Source organism: Streptosporangium lutulentum (assembly GCF_030811455.1).
In the GTDB taxonomy this organism is placed as follows: Bacteria; Actinomycetota; Actinomycetes; order Streptosporangiales; family Streptosporangiaceae; genus Streptosporangium; species Streptosporangium lutulentum.
The window spans coordinates 10,301,077-10,318,489 of the sequence record NZ_JAUSQU010000001.1; the positions used below are offsets into that span (position 1 = coordinate 10,301,077).

A 17,413-nucleotide genomic window follows, 5' to 3' on the forward strand; every position below is an offset into this window, starting at 1 on the left:
TGGTGAACCGGTGCGCTCATGGCGTGCCCTGTTCGCGCGCCTACCCGGTTCGTCAATTCAGTGACCATAGCCGGATGCGGGGCGCAGCATCCAGCGAGCAAGCAGTCAGAAGAAGGGTTCCGCGGTGTACGCGATCGTTCGTTGCGGCGGCAGGCAGCAGAAGGTCTCCGTCGGTGACGTCCTCGAGGTGGACAAGGTCGCCGGCGAGGTCGGTTCCATGGTGTCGCTGCCGACGGTGCTCGTCGTCAACGATGGCGACGTGACCACCGAGGCGGGCAAGTTCACCGTTGCCGCCGAAATCCTCGGTGAGACCAAGGGTCCGAAGATCCGGATTCTGAAGTACAAGAACAAGTCCGGCTACAAGAAGCGCCAGGGTCACCGCCAGCGGTACACGCAGGTGAAGATCACCGGCATCGACCAGGCCTGAGTTTCGGGAGTTTTGCGAGATGGCACATAAGAAGGGCGCGTCGTCCACTCGGAACGGCCGTGACTCAAACGCCCAGCGGCTTGGTGTGAAGCGCTTCGGCGGCCAGCTGGTCAACGCCGGCGAGATCATCGTCCGCCAGCGTGGCACCCACTTCCACCCGGGCGACAACGTCGGCCGCGGTGGCGACGACACGCTGTTCGCACTGGCCGCAGGCCACGTGCTTTTCGGTGTCAAGCGCGGGCGCCGCGCGGTGAGCATCGTCCCGGTCGCGGAGTAGATCCGCACCGACAGACGTTGATGGCAGGGGTGGATCGCTTCCGCGATCCACCCCTGTTCGTGTTTTAACAGGGGAATTCCCGCAGATGGGGGTAGGAGAGCAGACATGCCGGACTTTGTGGACCAGGTGGTCCTGCACATCAAGGCCGGTGACGGAGGGAATGGCTGCGCCTCTGTCCACCGGGAGAAGTTCAAGCCCCTGGGTGGACCGGACGGCGGCAACGGAGGTCGCGGCGGCGACGTGATCCTGGAGGTCGACGGGAACACCGCCACGCTCCTGGAGTATCACCGCCGCCCGCATCGCAAGGCCGACAACGGCAAGCAGGGGCACGGCTCCAACCGCGACGGCGCCAACGGCGGTGACATCATCATCCCGGTGCCCGACGGCACCGTGGTCAAGAACGCCGACACCGGCGAGGTCCTGATCGACCTGATCGGTGTGGGCACCCGCTACGTGATCGCCGAAGGCGGGCACGGCGGGCTCGGCAACGCCGCCCTGGCCTCCACCAAGCGCAAGGCTCCCGGCTTCGCCCTGCTCGGCGAGCCGGGCGACGAGATCGACGTGCTGCTGGAGATGAAGAGCGTCGCGGACGTGGCGCTGGTCGGCTTCCCCAGCGCGGGCAAGTCCTCGCTGATCGCCGCGCTCTCCGCGGCCCGGCCGAAGATCGCCGACTACCCGTTCACCACGCTGGTGCCCAACCTCGGGGTGGTCACCGCGGGCGAGACCATCTTCGTCGTCGCGGACGTGCCGGGGCTGATCCCCGGAGCCTCCGAGGGCAAGGGGCTGGGACACGAGTTCCTGCGCCACGTCGAGCGCTGCAACACGCTCGTGCACGTGATCGACTGCGCCACCATGGAGCCGGGCCGCGACCCGATCAGCGACTACGAGGCGATCGAGGCCGAGCTCAAGGCGTACGGCAAGCTGGAGGACCGGCCCCGGATGGCCGTGCTCAACAAGTCCGACGTGCCCGACGCCCGTGACCTGACCGACATCGTCAGGCCGATGCTGGAGGAGCGGGGCCTGCGGGTCTTCTCGGTCTCCGCCGCCACCCACGACGGTCTGAAGGAGCTCACCTACGCCATGGGCGAGATGGTCGCCGCCGCCAGGGCCGCCGTGCCCGTGGCGGAGCCGACCCGCCTGGTCATCAGGCCCAAGCAGCTCGGTGACACGGGCTTCAGCGTGCGCATGGTCGACGAGCGGACCTTCCAGGTCACCGGGGCGAAGCCGGAGCGGTGGATCCGCCAGACCGACTTCACCAACGACGAGGCCGTGGGATACCTGGCCGACCGGCTGGAGCGGCTCGGCGTCGAGGAGGAGCTCACCAAGGCCGGGGCGAAGGCCGGCGCCGAGGTGATCATCGGATCCATGGAGACCGGTTACATCTTCGACTGGCAGCCGACCCTCAACGCGGAAGCCGTGCATCAGGGCCCGCGGGGTTCGGACAACCGGCTCGGATGACCGGACAGCCCGGCCCGGACGATCGGCTGATACAACCGATTCATACGATCAGCTGGTACAACCGGTTGGTCGGCCGTCCGGACCGATCCGCCGGTACCGCCGGTCCGGCCACCCGGCTTTCCTGTGATCTCCTGCGAAAGGTGTGAGTTGTGGGGTCTGTGCGCGATCTGATTCGTTCGGCTTCACGCCTCGTCGTGAAGGTGGGATCGTCTTCGCTCACGACTCCGCAGGGGATGATCGACGTCGACCGGGTGGACTCCCTGGTCGACGTGCTCGCCGCCCGGCGGAAGAGCGGCACGCAGATCGTGCTGGTCTCCTCCGGTGCGATCGCCGCCGGTCTCGGTCCGCTGGGCCTGTCCACCCGGCCGCGTGACCTCGCCACCCAGCAGGCCGCGGCCTCCGTCGGCCAGGGCGTGCTGGTGGCCTGCTACACCTCCTCCTTCGCCCGCTACGGGCTGCGCGTCGGCCAGGTGCTGCTGACCGCCGACGACATGATGCGCCGCTCGCACCACGCCAACGCCCAGCGCACACTGGCCCGGCTGCTGGAGCTGGACATCGTCCCAGTGGTCAACGAGAACGACACCGTCGCCACCGACGAGATCCGCTTCGGGGACAACGATCGGCTCGCCGCGCTGGTCGCCCACCTGATCCGGGCCGACGCGCTGGTGCTCCTGTCCGACGTGGACGCCCTCTACGACGGGGATCCCCGACGGTCCGGCGCCCGCAGGCTCGCGGACGTGCGCGGGCCCGAGGATCTCGTCGGGGTCGAGCTGGGCAAGGGCGGCGCGGTGGGCACCGGGGGGATGGTCACCAAGGTGCAGGCGGCCAAGATCGCGACGGGAGCGGGCGTGCCCGTGGTCCTGACCGCCGCCGCGCGTGCCGCCGAGGCCCTGGCGGGCGCGGATGTCGGCACCTTCTTCCACCCCGGCGGCCGCCACCCGGGCACTCGCCTGCTCTGGCTGGCCCATGCCACCACGGGCCGCGGCCGGCTCCACCTGGATCCCGGCGCCGTCGAGGCGGTGGTGGACCGCCGCAAGTCGCTGCTGCCCGCCGGGGTCACCGCCGTCGAGGGCGATTTCGCGGCGGGGGACCCGGTCGACCTGTGCGGGCCGCTCGGCCGGGTGGTCGCCCGCGGCCTGGTCAACTTCGACGCGGGGGAGATCCCGGAACTGCTCGGCCGTTCCACCCGGGAGCTGGCCGCCACCCTGGGTCCGGAATATGAGCGCGAGCTGATTCACCGTGACGACATCGTCATACTGGAGCCTCACCACTAGTTCTTTTTGGAGCGCGAGATGTCCGAGGATTTCCTGAAGGTGGCCCTGGCGGCCAAAGAGGCCGCCGCCGAGCTGGCCCCGCTGCCGCGGGCGCCGAAGGACGCCGCGCTCCGTGCGATCGCCGACGCGCTCGTGGCCAGGTCCGCCGAGATCGTCGCGGCCAACGCGCTCGACGTGGAGAAGGCCGGGAAGAACGGGATCTCCGAATACATGGTCGACCGGCTCCGGCTCGACGAGGCCCGCGTTGAGGCCATCGCGGAGGCGGTCCGCCAGGTCGCGGACCTTCCCGACCCGGTCGGCGAGGTGATCCGGGGCAACACGCTCCCCAACGGGCTGGAGCTGCGCCAGCTCCGGGTCCCGCTCGGCGTGATCGGAATCATCTACGAGGGCCGTCCCAACGTGACGGTGGACGCCGCGGCGCTCTGCCTGAAGAGCGGCAACGCCACCCTGCTGCGCGGTTCGTCCAGCGCCTACGAGTCGAACACGGTCCTTGTCCGGATCATGCAGGAGGCGCTGGCTGACACGGAGGTCCCCGCGGGAGCCGTGCAACTGGTTCCCGGCCTGACCCGCGAGTCGGTGAAGCAGCTCATGCGGGCCCGCGGCCTGGTGGACGTGCTGATCCCGCGCGGCGGCGCCTCCCTGATCAACTCGGTGGTCGAGGAGTCCACGGTCCCGGTGATCGAGACCGGCGTGGGCAACTGCCACGTTTACGTCGACGCCGACGCCGATCAGGATCTCGCGATCGAGATTCTGATCAACTCCAAGGTCCAGCGGCCCTCGGTGTGCAACTCCGCGGAGACGCTCCTGGTGCACGCCGCCATCGCCGACGGCTTCGTGCCGCGCGCGCTCGCGGCGCTGGCGGCGGAGGGGGTGACGGTGCACGGCGACGCTCGCGTCGCCGCCCACGGCGCCGTGGTGCCCGCCGAGGAGGAGGACTTCCGGGTCGAATACCTCTCTCTGGACATCGCCGCCGCCGTGGTCGACTCGCTGGAGGACGCGGTCGCGCACATCAGGAAGTACGGCTCGGGCCACACCGACGCGATCGTCACGCGGTCGGTCACGGCGTCCCGCAGGTTCGTCGCGCTGGTCGACTCCGCGGCCGTGGCGGTCAACGCCTCGACCCGGTTCACCGACGGCGGCGAGTTCGGCTTCGGCGCGGAGATCGGCATCTCCACCCAGAAGCTGCACGCGCGTGGTCCCATGGGCCTGCCCGAGCTGACCTCGACCAAGTGGGTCTACACCGGCGAGGGCCACCTGCGTACCAACGCGGGCACGGTCGTCGCCTCGGGTGGGACCGGCCCCAGGTAGGGGGCCTCGCCGTACGGCCGGCGGGCCGAGATCACGCCGGACCGCCCGCCGGGTGATCGCGGGTAGGGCGTCTCGCCGTACGGCCGTCGGTTCGAGGTCGCGCCGGACCGCCCGCCGGGTGATCGCGGGTAGGGCGTCTCGCCGTACGGCCGTCGGTTCGAGGTCGCGCCGGATCGCCCGCCGGGTGGTCGCGGGTGGGAGGAGCCTCGCCGTACGGTCGGCGGGCCGGGGTCGCGCGGGGCGACGCCCGCGCGGCGGGGGGCCCGGCGCGACCGGGCAGGTCCCAGGTCCGCGTCGCCGGGCGGGGGATTCTCTCTACGGGTTCTTCCGTGGAATACGGCGTGCCGGAGGAAAATCGTCAGGCTTGCCCGCTATGGTGTGGTCTCTCTATGGCTGGAGAGCAGGGAAGCGAGCGAGAGCGAGCGACCCGGTAGGCACAGCGGTCCTGGACCCATGTGGCCGACGCAGGAGGTCACATGGGTCGTCTGGGGCGCGTCGGCCCGTATACGTTGCTCGACCGCCTTGGCCGGGGCGGCATGGGCGAGGTCTATTTGGCCGCCAGCCGGCGTGGGGAGAACGTCGCGCTCAAGATGCTCCACGAGGTCGTCGAGGTGGACTCGGAGGCCCGCATACGGCTGGAGCGCGAGGTCCGTGCCCTGCGCCGGGTCGAGAGTCCCTATGTCGCCTGCGTCGTCGACGCCGACCTTGAGGGTGACCGGCCCTATCTGGTCATGGAGCACATCGAGGGAGACACCCTCCTGGAGCGCGTACGGCGCACCGGCCCCCTGGAGGGGGCGGAACTGCTCACTCTGGCCCAGGGCCTGGCCACCGCGCTGTCGATCATCCACGCTGCCGGGGTCGTCCACCGCGACCTCAAGCCCGCCAACGTGCTGATCAACGCGGAGGGCGAGCCCGTCCTGATCGACTTCGGCATCGCCCACGTCCTGGACGCCACCCGGCTCACCCTGACCGGCACCTTTCTCGGCACCCCGAGCTACGCCGCTCCCGAGCTGTTCGCGGACGAGCCGGTGGGCGAGCCCGCCGACGTGCACGCCTGGGCGGCCACCGTGGCCTTCGCCGCGACCGGACGGCCCACCTTCGGCGGAGGCACGGTCGAGGCGCAGATGTACGCCATCCTCAACGGCCACGCCGACCTTGAGGGCGTTCCCGCGGCCCTGCTGCCCCTGATCCGCGCCGCTCTCCACCGCGAGGCGGCCAAGCGCCCCACGGCGGCCCTTCTCTCCGGCCGGATAGGCCGTCTCGCCCGCGCGACCCTGGCCGGGCGGGCCTCCTCGAAGGCGGGCAGGCCGGTGGCGGCGAAGGCCGTTTCGAACGCGGCGAAGAAACCGGAGTCCCGGCCCCGGCCGGGGGCCGAGGAGCCCGCGCGGGGCGGGCGTTCCGCGGCCAAGGTCGCGGAGACCGCTCGCGGGTCACGATCAGCCACAGGAACGGACGAACCCGCCGGATCAGCCCGGGGAACGCGTCCGGCGCCCGGGGAGGGCACGTCCCGCGGGGGACGACAGGCTTCCGTGGCCGGGGAGTCCCCTCGCTCCGGGCGACAGGTCTCCGGCACGGGCGAGTCGTCGCGGTCCGCGCGGCAGGGGCCCGCGACGGGTGAGTCCTCCCGGAGGGCTCGGGCGGCCTCCACGAGGACGGGGAGCAGAGCCGCGAGGAAGACCCCCAAGGGCGGGCAGGCGGACGGCTCGCAGGACGTGGAGCTCGCGGCGGAGGGCAGGGCGGGGCCGTTGCCCACGGGGAACGCGTCACTGCTCCTGCTGGCGGTGCTGGCGCTGCCCTGCGTGGTGGCCACGGTGATCTGGCCACCGGTCACCTTCGCCGTCACCGGGTCGTTCGTCGTTCTGGCCCGTGCGCTCTGGACCGGGCACTGGCTGGTCAGGAAGCGCAGATCAGCCAGAACCCGGGCGTTTTTGCGCGTTTTGAACTTCCCTGTCACCTTCGTGGGAGCGTTGGTGACCGGGATCCTCTGGCCGGGACTGCCCGCGGCGGGGCTCGCCGGCACCACGCTGTGGCTGATCTCCGGCGGGTCGCCGCCGCATGAGTGGTGGCAGCAACCCGCTCCGGTCGCCGTCTCGGGCATCGTGTTCGGCGTCGTCTGCGGAGGGCTCATCGGGCGCGAGATCGAGCGGATCGGTTCTGAGATCCCCGAACTCCGCAAGGAGGGATTGCGCGCGCTCGCCGTACTGGGTGGATTCGTCGCACTCTGCTCCGCGGCCGTACGCGCGATCGCCCTGCTGATCTAGAGCCTGGGGCCGTCTCCTATTGGGGGGCGCCAATGCCTTTGGGAAGGCAATGTGAGATTCACGGAGAAATCGCGGGAGTTCCTGGATTCCTTGGTGAAGAACGTAAGTCGTGGCTTGCCGAACGGCGGGCCGGAGGCCATGGGCGCGTTCGCCGCCGGCGCGTTCTCCTCGACGGGGCAGGCGTTCGCCGTGCCCGTGAGAGTCGGATCGCGGACGGTGGCTGACGAGGCGATCGGTTCTTGGGGAGAAGACGACAGGAGATCGTCTTCTCGTGTGCGGGCTATATAACAAGGAGTCCAGAAGGCGAACTCCTGGACTCCTTGTGAAACGCTCGGCTAATTCCCATCGCGGCGGGAGAAGCGGTTGAAAATGCGCTCTCCGGCGTTGACGGCGCCCTCGGCCACGTCGCGCAGGACACCGATGAAGGGGTCCTGGGACTGCGACCATGATTCGCGGTAGGAGTGGGCGGCGGCCCTGACCTCCTCGGAGATCTTGGCGTTGGAGTCGTCGGCGCGGAGGGGGTAGTTGCCCGCGAGGATCGCGTCGTATTCGCCGCCACGGCGCCACTTGTCGAGCTCGGCGACCCGGGAGACGGCGAACGGGTGGGTGGTCCCGAGCAGGTTGAGGACCTTGAGGAAGCCGTCGCGGACATCGCCCGCCGTGTCGTATTCGCGCGCCTGGTCGAGGAAGGCCTCGATGTTCATCTCGTGCAGGCGCGAGCCTCCGGCGAGCTTCATCAGCGCGCGCAGGGCGGCGTCGGAGTCCTGGCCGCAGAGCAGGCCGCCACGGTCGGCGGACAGCTCGGACTTGCGGTGCCACTCCTCCAGACCCGCCACGATCGCGCGCAGGCCGATGTAGCCCAGCGGAATCCAGGCCACGCGGGTGGCCAGGCGGGTGAGGATGTCCAGCATGGTGCGGTAGACGGCGTGGCCGGACAGGATGTGGGCGGTCTCGTGGCCGATGACGAAGCGCTGCTCCTCCTCGTCCATCAGGTCGAGCAGACCGGTGGTGACGACGATGAACGGATCGTCGAAGCCGATCGCCTTCGCCTGCGCCATCGGGCTCTGCTGAACGTAGACCTCGGGGATGCGGTGGAGGTCGAGCGTGTAGGCGGCGTCGCGGCCCATGTCGTGCAGGAGACGGAACTGGGTATCGCTGGTGCGCACAGCCGAGGCGAGGTAGATCAGGCGCAGTCGGCGCTCGCTGATCAGGCCGGACATCTGCTTGAGCACCGTGTCGAACCCGCTGAGCGTGCGCAGGGCGACCAGCGCGGACCGATCGGCGGGATGTTCGTAGGCGCGCGAGCTGATGCCGGGAAGCTGCACGCGGTTGCGATCCGGGGTGGTGGTCATGTCCGGCATGCTACGTCGGGCCCGCCTGCCATGCGCGGGGGGTGATTAAAAGCTGTGTGCGGCTTGCGCGTATGGTCCGTTTCATGATGAACGCGCCTACCGATCAAGGCCGGCGGCGTCTGGGCGTTATGGGCGGAACCTTCGACCCGATCCACCACGGTCACCTGGTGGCGGCCAGTGAGGTCGCGCACCATTTCGACCTCGACGAGGTGGTTTTCGTGCCGACCGGACGCCCGTGGCAGAAGGCCGATAAAACGGTCTCAGCGCCCGAGGACCGCTACCTGATGACGGTCATCGCGACCGCTTCCAACCCGCGCTTCTCGGTGAGCCGGGTCGATATCGACCGTCCGGGTCCGACCTTCACCATCGACACCCTTCGGGAGATCTCCAGCTCCTGGGGGCCGGAGGTCGACCTGTACTTCATCACCGGAGCCGACGCCCTCGCCCAGATCCTGAGCTGGCGTGACGTCGACGAGCTCTTCACCACCGCCCACTTCGTGGGCGCCACCAGGCCCGGCCACCTTTTGCACGACCCCGGCCTGCCGGAGGGCAAGGTCAGCCTCGTGGAGATCCCGGCGCTGTCCATCTCGTCCTCGGAATGCCGGAAAAGGGTGGCCTCAGGTCAACCCATCTGGTATCTCGTGCCTGACGGTATCGTTCAGTACATCAACAAGCGCGGTCTGTACCGCGATGTGCCCTCCTGATCTGGCCGTCAATCCGTTTGCGGCGCGGAATCGGGTGGCGCACGATAGGCGTTGTCCTGATGACGGCTCTTCAAGGAGCGCAGAATCGGGCACCCTGATAGGTGACAGCGCCGACTAGTAGGAGGACTGACCCACACCGTGACCACAACCGACAGATCCGTTCAGCTCGTCAGGATCGCCGCCGAGGCGGCGGCCGACAAGCTGGCCGATGACATCCTCGCCTATGACGTGAGCGAGCAGCTCGTCATCACCGACGCGTTCGTGCTCTGCTCCGCCACCAACGACCGTCAGGTCCGCGCCATCGTCGACGAAATCGAGGACCGGCTGAGGATCGAGGCCGACGCCAAGCCCGTCCGCCGCGAGGGAGAGCGCGAGGGGCGCTGGGTCCTTCTGGACTTCATCGACATCGTCGTGCACGTTCAGCACGAGGAGGACCGTACCTTCTACGCGCTTGAGCGCCTGTGGAAGGACTGCCCCTCCATCTCCCTGCCCGACAGTGTCACCCAGGTCGTCGCCCAGCGCGCCCGCGAAGCGGTAACCGAGGTAACTGAGTGAGTCGTCGCGTTGTCTGCCTGAGGCACGGCCAGACACTGTGGAACGTCGAGCAGCGTTTCCAGGGCCACTCCGACATCCCCCTGGACGCGACGGGCGTGGCGCAGGCGACTCGCGCGGCCTCGTTGCTCGCCGCGCTCCGTCCCAGCATGATCGTCTCCTCCGACCTCCAGCGGGCCTTCGACACGGCCTCGGCACTGGGCCGTGTCACCGGCCTGAGCGTCTCCGTGGACAAGGATCTGCGCGAGCGCGGGGGCGGTCAGTGGGAGGGGCTCACCCGGGACGAGATCTTCGCCGGCTGGCCTCGTGAGTTCGCCGCCTGGGAGGCGCCGGGCGGCGAGCAGGTCACCGACGTCGCCGACAGGGTGTCGTCGTCGATCCGCCGCTGGGCCGCCGAACTCGAACCCGACGGCCTGCTGGTGATCGCCTCCCACGGGGCGGCGATCCGGCTCGGCATCGCCAGGCTGATGAACCTGCCGCAGGAGCTCTGGCCCGCTCTCGGCGGTCTGGGGAACTGCTCGTGGTCGGTGCTGGAGGAGGCCCGTAAGGGCTGGCGCCTGCTTGAGCACAACGCCGGGACCCTGCCCGAGCCGGTCCGGAGCGACGACAGCCCCGAGACCACAGAAAAGTGATCTTGGGACGCGGCTTGCGCTCGGCATGACGGGCGCGAGCCGTACTGTCGTCGATTAGGTGAACAAGCGGGTGTCCTTATATGCTTCCGGAGCGCCGCAACGAGAAGACTCGGAGCGGTGACCAGGGGCTATGGCGCAGCTGGTAGCGCGCCTCCATGGCATGGAGGAGGTCTGGGGTTCGAATCCCCATAGCTCCACTTGTGGCTGGGGTCTGCTGTTCGCAAGCGAGAGCTTGCTCGCGGCAGGCCCCTTCGTCGTTCACACGGGGGGACGACCCCCCGAACCCCCGGGTGTGTGGCTGGGGTCTGCTGTTCGCAAGCGAGAGCTTGCTCGCGGCAGGCCCCTTCGTCATTTACACGGGGGGACGACCCCCCGGGCCCCCCGATGCAGGGGCTTCGCCCCCGCACCCCCAGGGCCTCGCTTCGCTTCGGGACCTCAGGGCCTCGCTTCGCTCGGGGGCGACGTTCCCGTTGTGAAAGACGTCGTGAAACCCGCTGACGAGGATCTTCAGTGCGTCGCGTTCCTGGTTGACCAGCGGTTGGAGACCAGCCGCCGGGTCGCGCGCTGAGGGTGGTCGCGCCGGTCCGTGCGGAACCAGAGCTGCACCCTGGCGCCTCCGAGAGAGGAGGCGTCGATCCTCATCGCGCCGCCGGAGGACTCGGCGAGCTGACGGGCGATGTCCAGGCCGAGTCCGGTGGACCCCGCGCCGCTGGCTCCGCGCCGCAGCGCCGTCTCCGGGTCGGGGATTCCGGGGCCCGCGTCGGCGATCAGGATGCCGACGGTGCCGGGGCCCTGGTGCAGGGTCACCGTGAACGCCGTTCCCTCGGGGGTGTGCCGGAAGACGTTGCCGAGCAGGGCGTCCATCACCGCGCCGAGCTCGCCGGCCGCGACCGGGGCCCGGATGGGCGCGGTCGCGCCGATCAGCTGCCACGGGCGCCGCTGGTCCTCCGCCAGGGCGGACCAGAAGGTCAGGCGCTCGCGCAACACCTGGGCGGCGTCACAGTGGACGAACTTCGGCGCGGGGGAGGGACGTCGGGCCGCGGCGATGATCTCGTCCACCTCGGACTCCAGCCGGCTCAGGGACCTGCGGCTCTGCTCGGCTTCGGGTCCCAGGTGGTCCAGGCTCAGCCTGAGCGCGGTGAGAGGGGTGCGCAGGCGATGCGACAGGTCGGCGGCCATCTCCCGCTCGGCGGCCAGCAGTTGGATCACCCGGTCGGCCATGGTGTTGAACGCCTCTCCGGCGGCGACGAGTTCGGGCGGGCCCTCGGGTTCGATGCGGACGCTGAGGTCTCCGGCGCCCAGGGAGGTCGCGGCCCGGCCGAGGCGCCTGGCCGAGCGGACCACCCGTACCCCCAGCCGGTCTCCGACCAGTACCGAGCCCACGACGAGCACCGCCGCGACCCCGGTCAGCACCGCCCACGACGTGGCGACGCCCCGGGTGAGGTCGCTTGAGGGCACGAAGATCTCGATGACCACGGTCCGGCCGCCGTCCAGGGCGACCGGGCGCAGCAGGAGATAGCCGGTGTCCGTCTCCGCGGTGATGGCCCGGGTCAGCCGGGAGACCGCGGCCACGGTCTCCGCGGACGCCCTGACCCTGCCCACCGAGCCGCCGCCCGGCAGGTGGACCGCGATCCGGTCCCGCGCTCCCGTGCTGAGCACCGCGTGGGTCAGCCGGGCCGGGTCCACGGTGATGGCCAGCACCGGGACCAGTGCCGAGGCCTGTCGTTCGGCCTCGGCGATGGCCCGGCCGTGAGCGATCTCCTTGACGATGAGCCCGAGCGGGATCAGGAAGGCCAGGGCGACCATCGACGTCGCGGCGACGGCGAGCAGGGCCAGGGTCCGTCTCATGACGGGGCGGTCAACATGACGCCGACGCCGCGTACGGTGTGCAGGTAGCGGGGAGCCGACGCGCTCTCGCCGAGCTTGCGCCGCAGCCACGACAGATGAACGTCGATCGTCTGGTCGTCGCCGTAGGACTGCCGCCACACCTCGGTGAGCAGCTCCTTGCGGGAGACGACCCGGTCGGCGCGGGCGGCGAGGTAGGCGAGCAGGTCGAACTCGCGGCGGGTCAGGGTGAGCGGCTCACCGTTCACGGCGGCCTCACGCCGGTTCAGGTCCACCTCGAGCGTGCCGATGCGCAACACCGGCGGCGGGGCCGTGCTCCGGGCCCGGCGTAGCACGGCGTCCAGCCGGGCGTTCAGATGATCGCCGGAGAACGGTTTGACCAGGTAGTCGTCCGCTCCGGCCTGGAGCAGGCGGACGATCTCCGCCTCGTTGTCCCTGGCGGTGGCCACGATGACCGGGACGCCGGAGACGCCGCGGACCATCTTCAGCACCTCGGCCCCGTCCAGGTCGGGCAGGCCGAGATCGAGGATCACCGCGTCGGGAGGATTCTGAGTGATCTCCCTCAACGCATCGAGAGCACGTCCCGCACCGCGCACGACGTGGTGACGCCCGCTCAGTTCCTGAATGATCGCGGAGCGTACATACTCGTCGTCTTCCACCACGAGAACCGTCGCCATGCGACGTAACCGTAGTGAACTATGAGACATAGAGGTAATAATTCACCGCATGCGTCAGACGCTCGGGTTCATCGCGGTGTGGTGCGGGGCCACCGCCCTGGCGATCTGGGTCGCCTGGTTCGGGGTTCGCGACGTGCTGCGCAGCCAGGTCTTCGACGATGTGAAGATCGAACCGCTCGGCGCGGCGTTCACCGGGATCAGGAGCGCGCCGCTTCCGCGGGGCGCGCCCACGGGACCGCCGGACCTCGGCACGCCGACCGCCGCCTCCTCGCCGCGGTCCTCGCCCCCGCCCTCGTCCTCGCAGAAGGAGCGGACCCCGGACCCCCACGCCACGCCGGCCTCGTCCACCCGGAGGACGGCTCAGCCGCAGCCGGTTCACCCCCCGGGGGAGACGACCCGGGCGCCGGTCCGCACGCGAAGCTCCACGGTCCCCGACTCCGTTCCGACCCGGGCGACTCCCGTCCCCAGGACGGCCGGCTCGCCCTCGCCGTCCTCCACTCCCCGCGCGACCCGGTCGTCCGCCGAGCCCAGGTCCGCGGTCCAGGCGGCGAACGAGAACGTGCGGGTCGTGACCGCGAAGGGCGGCTCGGTCTCGTTCGTCCTGGAAAACGGAACATGCCGGCTGGTCACCGCCGCCCCCAACGCGGGCTACGAGGCCAAGGTGGCCCAGAACACCGGCTGGATCCGGGTGGATCTCGTCCAGGGGGAGCACGGCTCCTCGGTCTTCTGCATCGGCGGGGAGAACCGGACCGATCTCTGGGAGTACTAGGTCAGGGGCCCGTGACAGGTGCGCCACGCGGGTCCCCGTACGACGAGCGAGACGGTTCTCAGCGGTCCCGCACCGAGTGGTCCACGCCGAGCTCGCGTAGCCGTGCCCCGGCGTCGGTGATGTGCTCCTCGTCGAACACCGCGATGCCGTGCAGTTCGAGAAGGGCGGTGGTGACGCCGACGCCGGGCAGGCGACGGCCGCGGAAGGTGCCGTCGTAGACGGTCAGGCTGCCGCAGGAGGGACTGCCCTCCTTCAGGATCGCCACCTTCACGTCGAAGGACCGGGCGACGGCGAGCGCCGACCGGGCCCCGGCCAGGAACGCCTCCGTGACGTCGGTCCCTCCGTCCGTCAGCACCCGGGCCGCCCCGGCGAGCACGGCCGCGCCCCCGGCGCCGCCCTCGATCTCCGCGGCCGGGCGGGGGACGGGTAGTCCGCCCTCGACTTCCGGGCAGAACGGGATGAGACGCCCCTCTTCCCGCCAGGTGGCCAGCAGCGCGTCGCCGCTCGTCTTGGCGGCTCCGTCGTAACGAACCTTCCGCCCCATCAGGCAGGCGCTGACCAGGATCCTCTCCACGGACTCAGAGTACGTGCCGCGGGAGAGGGGGCGAGGGGGGCGGGCAGTACCCTGCTGCTCATGTTCTTTGATCCCCTGGGGTTCCCATGATCGGCCCTCTCGCGACAGGCCTGATCGTGCTGTCGCTGGTGATCGCACTGGTCAGCATCCTGACCACCATGCGGAACAGGGCGATGGGCACCGTGCTCCTCGTCGCGCTCGGGATCCTGGAGCTCGGCCTGCTCGTCCAGGCCGGGTTCGTGATCGCCGGGATGGTCCGGGGGGAGGGGCCGGATGAGACGGCCACCCTCATCGGTTACCTCGCGGGTTCCCTGGTGATCCCGCCGGTGGCCGTGTTCTGGGGAATCGGCGAGCGTTCGCGCTGGGGTCCGGCAGTGATCGCGGTGGCGGGTTTCGCGATCCCCGGCATGATCGGGCGCATGTTGCAGATCTGGCAGGGGGCGGTATGAGCGAGCCGGCGATCGGTGCGGGGCCGGGACGCGCGCTGGTCGCGGTCTACGGGGTGTTCGCCCTCGCCGCGGGGTCTCGCGCGGCCGTCCAGATCGCGACGAAGTTCGGGGAGGCTCCGCTGGCCTACTCGCTGTCGGCGTTCGCCGCCGTCGTCTACATCGTTCTCACCGTGGCGCTGGTCAGGGGAAACCGGACGCTGGCGCTGGTCGCCTGCGGCATCGAGCTGGCCGGGGTCCTCATCATCGGGACGCTGAGCGTGGCGGACGCCGCGGCCTTCCCGCACGACACGGTCTGGTCCCACTACGGCAGCGGTTACCTCTTCATTCCCGTCGTCCTGCCCCTCCTGGGCCTTTACTGGCTTTTGCGTCGGGGGTAGTTAGGCCTGGATCTCGACGGGCAGGCATGCTTCGCGAACCTGTGACAAGGGAGGCATGACTGTGAGCACGATCGAAGAATCCGTCGATGTGAATGTTCCGATCCGGACTGCGTACAACCAGTGGACCCAGTTCGAGAGCTTTCCCGAGTTCATGGAAGGCGTCGAGTCGATCAAACAGTTGAGCGACACGCGCACGGCGTGGGTCGTCGAGATCGCCGGGGTCCGCCGTGAGTTCGAAGCCGATATCACCGAACAGCATCCCGACGAGCGAGTGGCCTGGAAGTCGGTCGATCGGCCGCACCAGGCCGGCGTGGTGACGTTCCACTACCTCACTCCCGAGACCACCCGGGTCACCCTCCAGTTGGACTACGACCCGGAGGGCTTCATCGAGACCGTCGGGGACTGGCTGCAGATCGTCCGCATGCGGATCCGCGGAGACCTGGAACGCTTCAAGGTCTTCATCGAGTCGCACGGCGACGAGACCGGAGCGTGGCGCGGAGAGGTGCCCGGCCCGCACGAGCGGGACGGCGGCCCGGCCGACCGGGGGGTGGGCGCGAGCCGGGATCCCGGTGAGCCCCGCCCCGCCGACACGGGGGGCTACGGCCTCAACGAGCCCGCGCCTCCGCGCACGGTGGGCCAGGGGTATCCGCCGGAGTCCCCGCTCGCCCCGCCCGGCAGCGGTCCGCTGCCGCCGGCCGGCAGACGTCCGGGGGAGGAGATGCCGCCCGCTCCCGGGCCGCGTCTCTGACGCCCGCGTCTGACGTTTGCGCCCGGCGTTCGCGTCCGATGTTCGCGTCCGCCGCGTGAGAGGACCGGGTCACACTCCACGAGACGGAGAGTGGCCCGGTTTTTGACCTCACGTCCCACTCGGCGTGCCTGGCCGGACCGTCGTCGCGCCCTGTAAGGCGAAGGGCTGTCCGGCTTCCACGTTGTCAGAGGTTTAAGGTGAGCAGGAACAAAGCGATGTTTCCCTCCCGTTAGGGTCAAGGTCAGCCAATCATCCTACGATTGGACGATCTGCCTAATGGAGGACTGAACCCCGTATGAGCGTGCTAACCCATGAGACAAGGGGCCGCACCGGTGAATCCACTGGATCTCTCGCCTGGCTGCTCGTACTGGGAATCGTCCTCGCCGCACTGAACCTGCGCACCGCGGTCACCAGTGTCGGACCCGTTCTCGACCACATCTCGTCCGGTCTCGGCATGTCCGGGGTCGGGGTCGGGCTGCTCACCACCCTCCCGGTGCTCATCTTCGCCACGGTCGGCTCGGTGACCCCGGCGCTGTCCAGGAGGACCGGGGAGCACCGGCTCCTGCTGATCTCCCTGATCGTCCTCGGCGCGGGCCTGCTGCTCCGCTCGATGGTGGACTCGGCCGGGGTGTTCCTCTTCAGCAGCGCCCTGGCGCTGTCCGGTGGCGCGGTGGGCAACGTGCTCATCCCCAGCCTGATCAAGCGCCACTTCCCGGGCCGGACCGGGACCATGACCACCGTCTACACCACGGCCCTCGCGGTCGGCACGATGCTCGCGGCCGCCGCGACGGTGCCGATCGAGCGGGCCGCCGACGGCAACTGGCACGTTGCCCTCGGGGTGTGGGCGGCGCTGGCCGCTGTCGCCGCCATTCCGTGGCTTGCGCTGTCGCGCAGTGAGCCGGAGCGGGACAGCGCAAGCGGGGGACTCAGTCCCCGGACACTTGTGCGGAGCAAGCTGGCCTGGTCGGTCGCCGCGTACTTCGGCACGCAGAGCATGGTCGCCTACATCATGTTCGGCTTCCTGCCCAAGATCCTCATCGACGGCGGCTACACCACGGGGCAGGCCGGGCTGGTGCTGGGCATCTTCACCGCGATCGGCATCCCGGTCTCGCTGGTCGTGCCCTGGGTCGCGTCCAAGTTCTCCGACCAGCTGCCCCTGGTGGCCGCGTTCGTGGCCCTCTACACGGTCGGCTTCCTCGGCCTCTGGCTCGCGCCCGCCTCCCTGGCCTGGATCTTCGCGCTCCTGGTCGGCGTGGGGATGGGATCGTTCCCGCTCGCGCTGACCATGCTCGCCCTGCGCACCCGCACCTCCGAGGCGACGGCCGCGCTGTCGGCCTTCGGGCAGAGCGTCGGATACCTCATCGCGGGCGCCGGACCCCTGCTCGTCGGCATGCTGTACGAGTCGACCGGCGGCTGGACGACGCCGTTCCTGCTTCTGCTCGCGGTGGTCGCCGTGCAACTGGCGGCCGGGTGGTACGCGGGCCGCTCCCGCTATCTGGAGGATGAGCGGAGCCTCGCGAGCTGACGACTCCTTTCACGCCGGTACGGTTTGCGTCCATTCGGGGGCGACGCAAGCCGTACCGGCGTGAAAGGGCTTCACCCGCCACGCCGGAGGGTCACGGAGGGCTTACCGGACCCCGCCGGGATTCTGGTGATTAAGGCGTTAACTGTGCTTCGCATGGATTGATCCACCTATGATCACGATTGATCGGGCGACCATAGGCAGGGA

18 protein-coding genes and 1 tRNA gene are annotated in these 17,413 nt (G+C 69.8%); 15 read left to right on the top strand and 4 right to left on the bottom strand.

What is annotated here, in order from left to right:
* Positions 1-124: 124 nt before the first annotated feature.
* The 6 genes from rplU (at position 125) to J2853_RS46325 (ending at position 7,005) form a co-directional block, all read left to right on the top strand.
* Entirely contained in the window at positions 125-427 is a 303-nt protein-coding gene (gene rplU, locus J2853_RS46300; protein WP_307568488.1) for a 50S ribosomal protein L21, read from the top strand.
* A 19-nt stretch (positions 428-446) separates the two neighbouring features.
* On the top strand, positions 447-704 hold the full coding sequence (gene rpmA / locus J2853_RS46305; RefSeq protein ID WP_307568489.1) for a 50S ribosomal protein L27: 258 nt from the start codon (positions 447-449) through the stop codon (positions 702-704).
* 105 nt (positions 705-809) lie between these two features.
* Positions 810-2,162, top strand: coding sequence for a GTPase ObgE (gene obgE, locus J2853_RS46310; RefSeq protein WP_307568491.1), 1,353 nt, complete (start codon positions 810-812; stop codon positions 2,160-2,162).
* A gap of 149 nt (positions 2,163-2,311) precedes the next feature.
* Positions 2,312-3,436, top strand: coding sequence for a glutamate 5-kinase (proB, locus tag J2853_RS46315; protein ID WP_307568493.1), 1,125 nt, complete (start codon positions 2,312-2,314; stop codon positions 3,434-3,436).
* Positions 3,437-3,454: 18 nt separating this feature from the next.
* A complete protein-coding gene (locus tag J2853_RS46320) occupies positions 3,455-4,744 on the top strand; it encodes a glutamate-5-semialdehyde dehydrogenase (protein WP_307568495.1) in 1,290 nt (429 codons plus the stop codon).
* A gap of 476 nt (positions 4,745-5,220) precedes the next feature.
* The gene (locus J2853_RS46325; RefSeq protein ID WP_307568497.1) at positions 5,221-7,005 is read left to right on the top strand and encodes a serine/threonine-protein kinase; all 1,785 of its coding nucleotides are present in this window, start codon (positions 5,221-5,223) and stop codon (positions 7,003-7,005) included.
* A 335-nt stretch (positions 7,006-7,340) separates the two neighbouring features.
* Here J2853_RS46325 and J2853_RS46330 read toward each other — a convergent pair whose 3' ends face one another.
* The gene (locus J2853_RS46330) at positions 7,341-8,366 is read right to left on the bottom strand and encodes a M48 family metallopeptidase (RefSeq protein WP_307568498.1); all 1,026 of its coding nucleotides are present in this window, start codon (positions 8,364-8,366) and stop codon (positions 7,341-7,343) included.
* 74 nt (positions 8,367-8,440) lie between these two features.
* Between J2853_RS46330 and nadD the strand changes: the two genes are divergently transcribed.
* The 4 genes from nadD (at position 8,441) to J2853_RS46350 (ending at position 10,442) form a co-directional block, all read left to right on the top strand.
* Entirely contained in the window at positions 8,441-9,061 is a 621-nt protein-coding gene (nadD, locus tag J2853_RS46335) for a nicotinate-nucleotide adenylyltransferase (RefSeq protein WP_307568500.1), read from the top strand.
* A 138-nt stretch (positions 9,062-9,199) separates the two neighbouring features.
* On the top strand, positions 9,200-9,616 hold the full coding sequence (gene rsfS, locus J2853_RS46340; RefSeq protein ID WP_307568502.1) for a ribosome silencing factor: 417 nt from the start codon (positions 9,200-9,202) through the stop codon (positions 9,614-9,616).
* Entirely contained in the window at positions 9,613-10,245 is a 633-nt protein-coding gene (locus tag J2853_RS46345; protein ID WP_307568504.1) for a histidine phosphatase family protein, read from the top strand. Before rsfS ends, J2853_RS46345 begins: the two co-directional genes overlap by 4 nt.
* Positions 10,246-10,369: 124 nt before the next feature.
* A tRNA-Ala gene (locus tag J2853_RS46350) sits at positions 10,370-10,442 on the top strand.
* Positions 10,443-10,752: 310 nt separating this feature from the next.
* On the opposite strand, the gene J2853_RS46355 is transcribed toward J2853_RS46350, so the two are convergent.
* On the bottom strand, positions 10,753-12,093 hold the full coding sequence (locus J2853_RS46355) for an ATP-binding protein (RefSeq protein ID WP_307568506.1): 1,341 nt from the start codon (positions 12,091-12,093) through the stop codon (positions 10,753-10,755).
* Complete coding sequence (locus tag J2853_RS46360) at positions 12,090-12,767, bottom strand: response regulator transcription factor (RefSeq protein WP_307568507.1); 678 nt, start codon at positions 12,765-12,767, stop codon at positions 12,090-12,092. Before J2853_RS46360 ends, J2853_RS46355 begins: the two co-directional genes overlap by 4 nt.
* Positions 12,768-12,816: 49 nt before the next feature.
* On the opposite strand from J2853_RS46360, the gene J2853_RS46365 reads away from it, so the two are divergent.
* On the top strand, positions 12,817-13,536 hold the full coding sequence (locus tag J2853_RS46365; RefSeq protein WP_307568508.1) for a hypothetical protein: 720 nt from the start codon (positions 12,817-12,819) through the stop codon (positions 13,534-13,536).
* 58 nt (positions 13,537-13,594) lie between these two features.
* Here J2853_RS46365 and J2853_RS46370 read toward each other — a convergent pair whose 3' ends face one another.
* Positions 13,595-14,110 (bottom strand): 2-thiouracil desulfurase family protein, encoded by a 516-nt coding sequence (locus tag J2853_RS46370; RefSeq protein WP_307568510.1) that lies wholly within the window; start codon positions 14,108-14,110, stop codon positions 13,595-13,597.
* A gap of 86 nt (positions 14,111-14,196) precedes the next feature.
* Between J2853_RS46370 and J2853_RS46375 the strand changes: the two genes are divergently transcribed.
* From J2853_RS46375 to J2853_RS46390, 4 genes are all read left to right on the top strand, one after another.
* Positions 14,197-14,559, top strand: a complete 363-nt coding sequence (locus J2853_RS46375; RefSeq protein ID WP_307568511.1) for a hypothetical protein — start codon at positions 14,197-14,199, stop codon at positions 14,557-14,559.
* Positions 14,556-14,936, top strand: a complete 381-nt coding sequence (locus J2853_RS46380; protein ID WP_307568513.1) for a hypothetical protein — start codon at positions 14,556-14,558, stop codon at positions 14,934-14,936. The genes J2853_RS46375 and J2853_RS46380 overlap by 4 nt, the downstream gene beginning before the upstream one ends.
* A 55-nt stretch (positions 14,937-14,991) precedes the next feature.
* A complete protein-coding gene (locus tag J2853_RS46385) occupies positions 14,992-15,684 on the top strand; it encodes an SRPBCC family protein (protein WP_307568515.1) in 693 nt (230 codons plus the stop codon).
* 295 nt (positions 15,685-15,979) lie between these two features.
* Entirely contained in the window at positions 15,980-17,209 is a 1,230-nt protein-coding gene (locus J2853_RS46390) for a CynX/NimT family MFS transporter (protein WP_307568517.1), read from the top strand.
* Positions 17,210-17,413 lie beyond the last annotated feature (204 nt).

Bases quoted from the DNA above. Each gene is read 5' to 3' on its own strand.
- J2853_RS46325 (WP_307568497.1), top strand. From the start codon at position 5,221: ATGGGTCGTCTGGGGCGCGTCGGCCCGTATACGTTGCTCGACCGCCTT.
- J2853_RS46375 (WP_307568511.1), top strand. From the start codon at position 14,197: ATGATCGGCCCTCTCGCGACAGGCCTGATCGTGCTGTCGCTGGTGATC.
- J2853_RS46360 (WP_307568507.1), bottom strand. From the start codon at position 12,767: ATGGCGACGGTTCTCGTGGTGGAAGACGACGAGTATGTACGCTCCGCG.
- rpmA (WP_307568489.1), top strand. From the start codon at position 447: ATGGCACATAAGAAGGGCGCGTCGTCCACTCGGAACGGCCGTGACTCA.
- J2853_RS46320 (WP_307568495.1), top strand. From the start codon at position 3,455: ATGTCCGAGGATTTCCTGAAGGTGGCCCTGGCGGCCAAAGAGGCCGCC.
- obgE (WP_307568491.1), top strand. From the start codon at position 810: ATGCCGGACTTTGTGGACCAGGTGGTCCTGCACATCAAGGCCGGTGAC.
- J2853_RS46380 (WP_307568513.1), top strand. From the start codon at position 14,556: ATGAGCGAGCCGGCGATCGGTGCGGGGCCGGGACGCGCGCTGGTCGCG.
- J2853_RS46385 (WP_307568515.1), top strand. From the start codon at position 14,992: ATGACTGTGAGCACGATCGAAGAATCCGTCGATGTGAATGTTCCGATC.
- J2853_RS46355 (WP_307568506.1), bottom strand. From the start codon at position 12,093: ATGAGACGGACCCTGGCCCTGCTCGCCGTCGCCGCGACGTCGATGGTC.
- J2853_RS46390 (WP_307568517.1), top strand. From the start codon at position 15,980: ATGAGCGTGCTAACCCATGAGACAAGGGGCCGCACCGGTGAATCCACT.
- J2853_RS46330 (WP_307568498.1), bottom strand. From the start codon at position 8,366: ATGCCGGACATGACCACCACCCCGGATCGCAACCGCGTGCAGCTTCCC.
- J2853_RS46365 (WP_307568508.1), top strand. From the start codon at position 12,817: ATGCGTCAGACGCTCGGGTTCATCGCGGTGTGGTGCGGGGCCACCGCC.
- nadD (WP_307568500.1), top strand. From the start codon at position 8,441: ATGATGAACGCGCCTACCGATCAAGGCCGGCGGCGTCTGGGCGTTATG.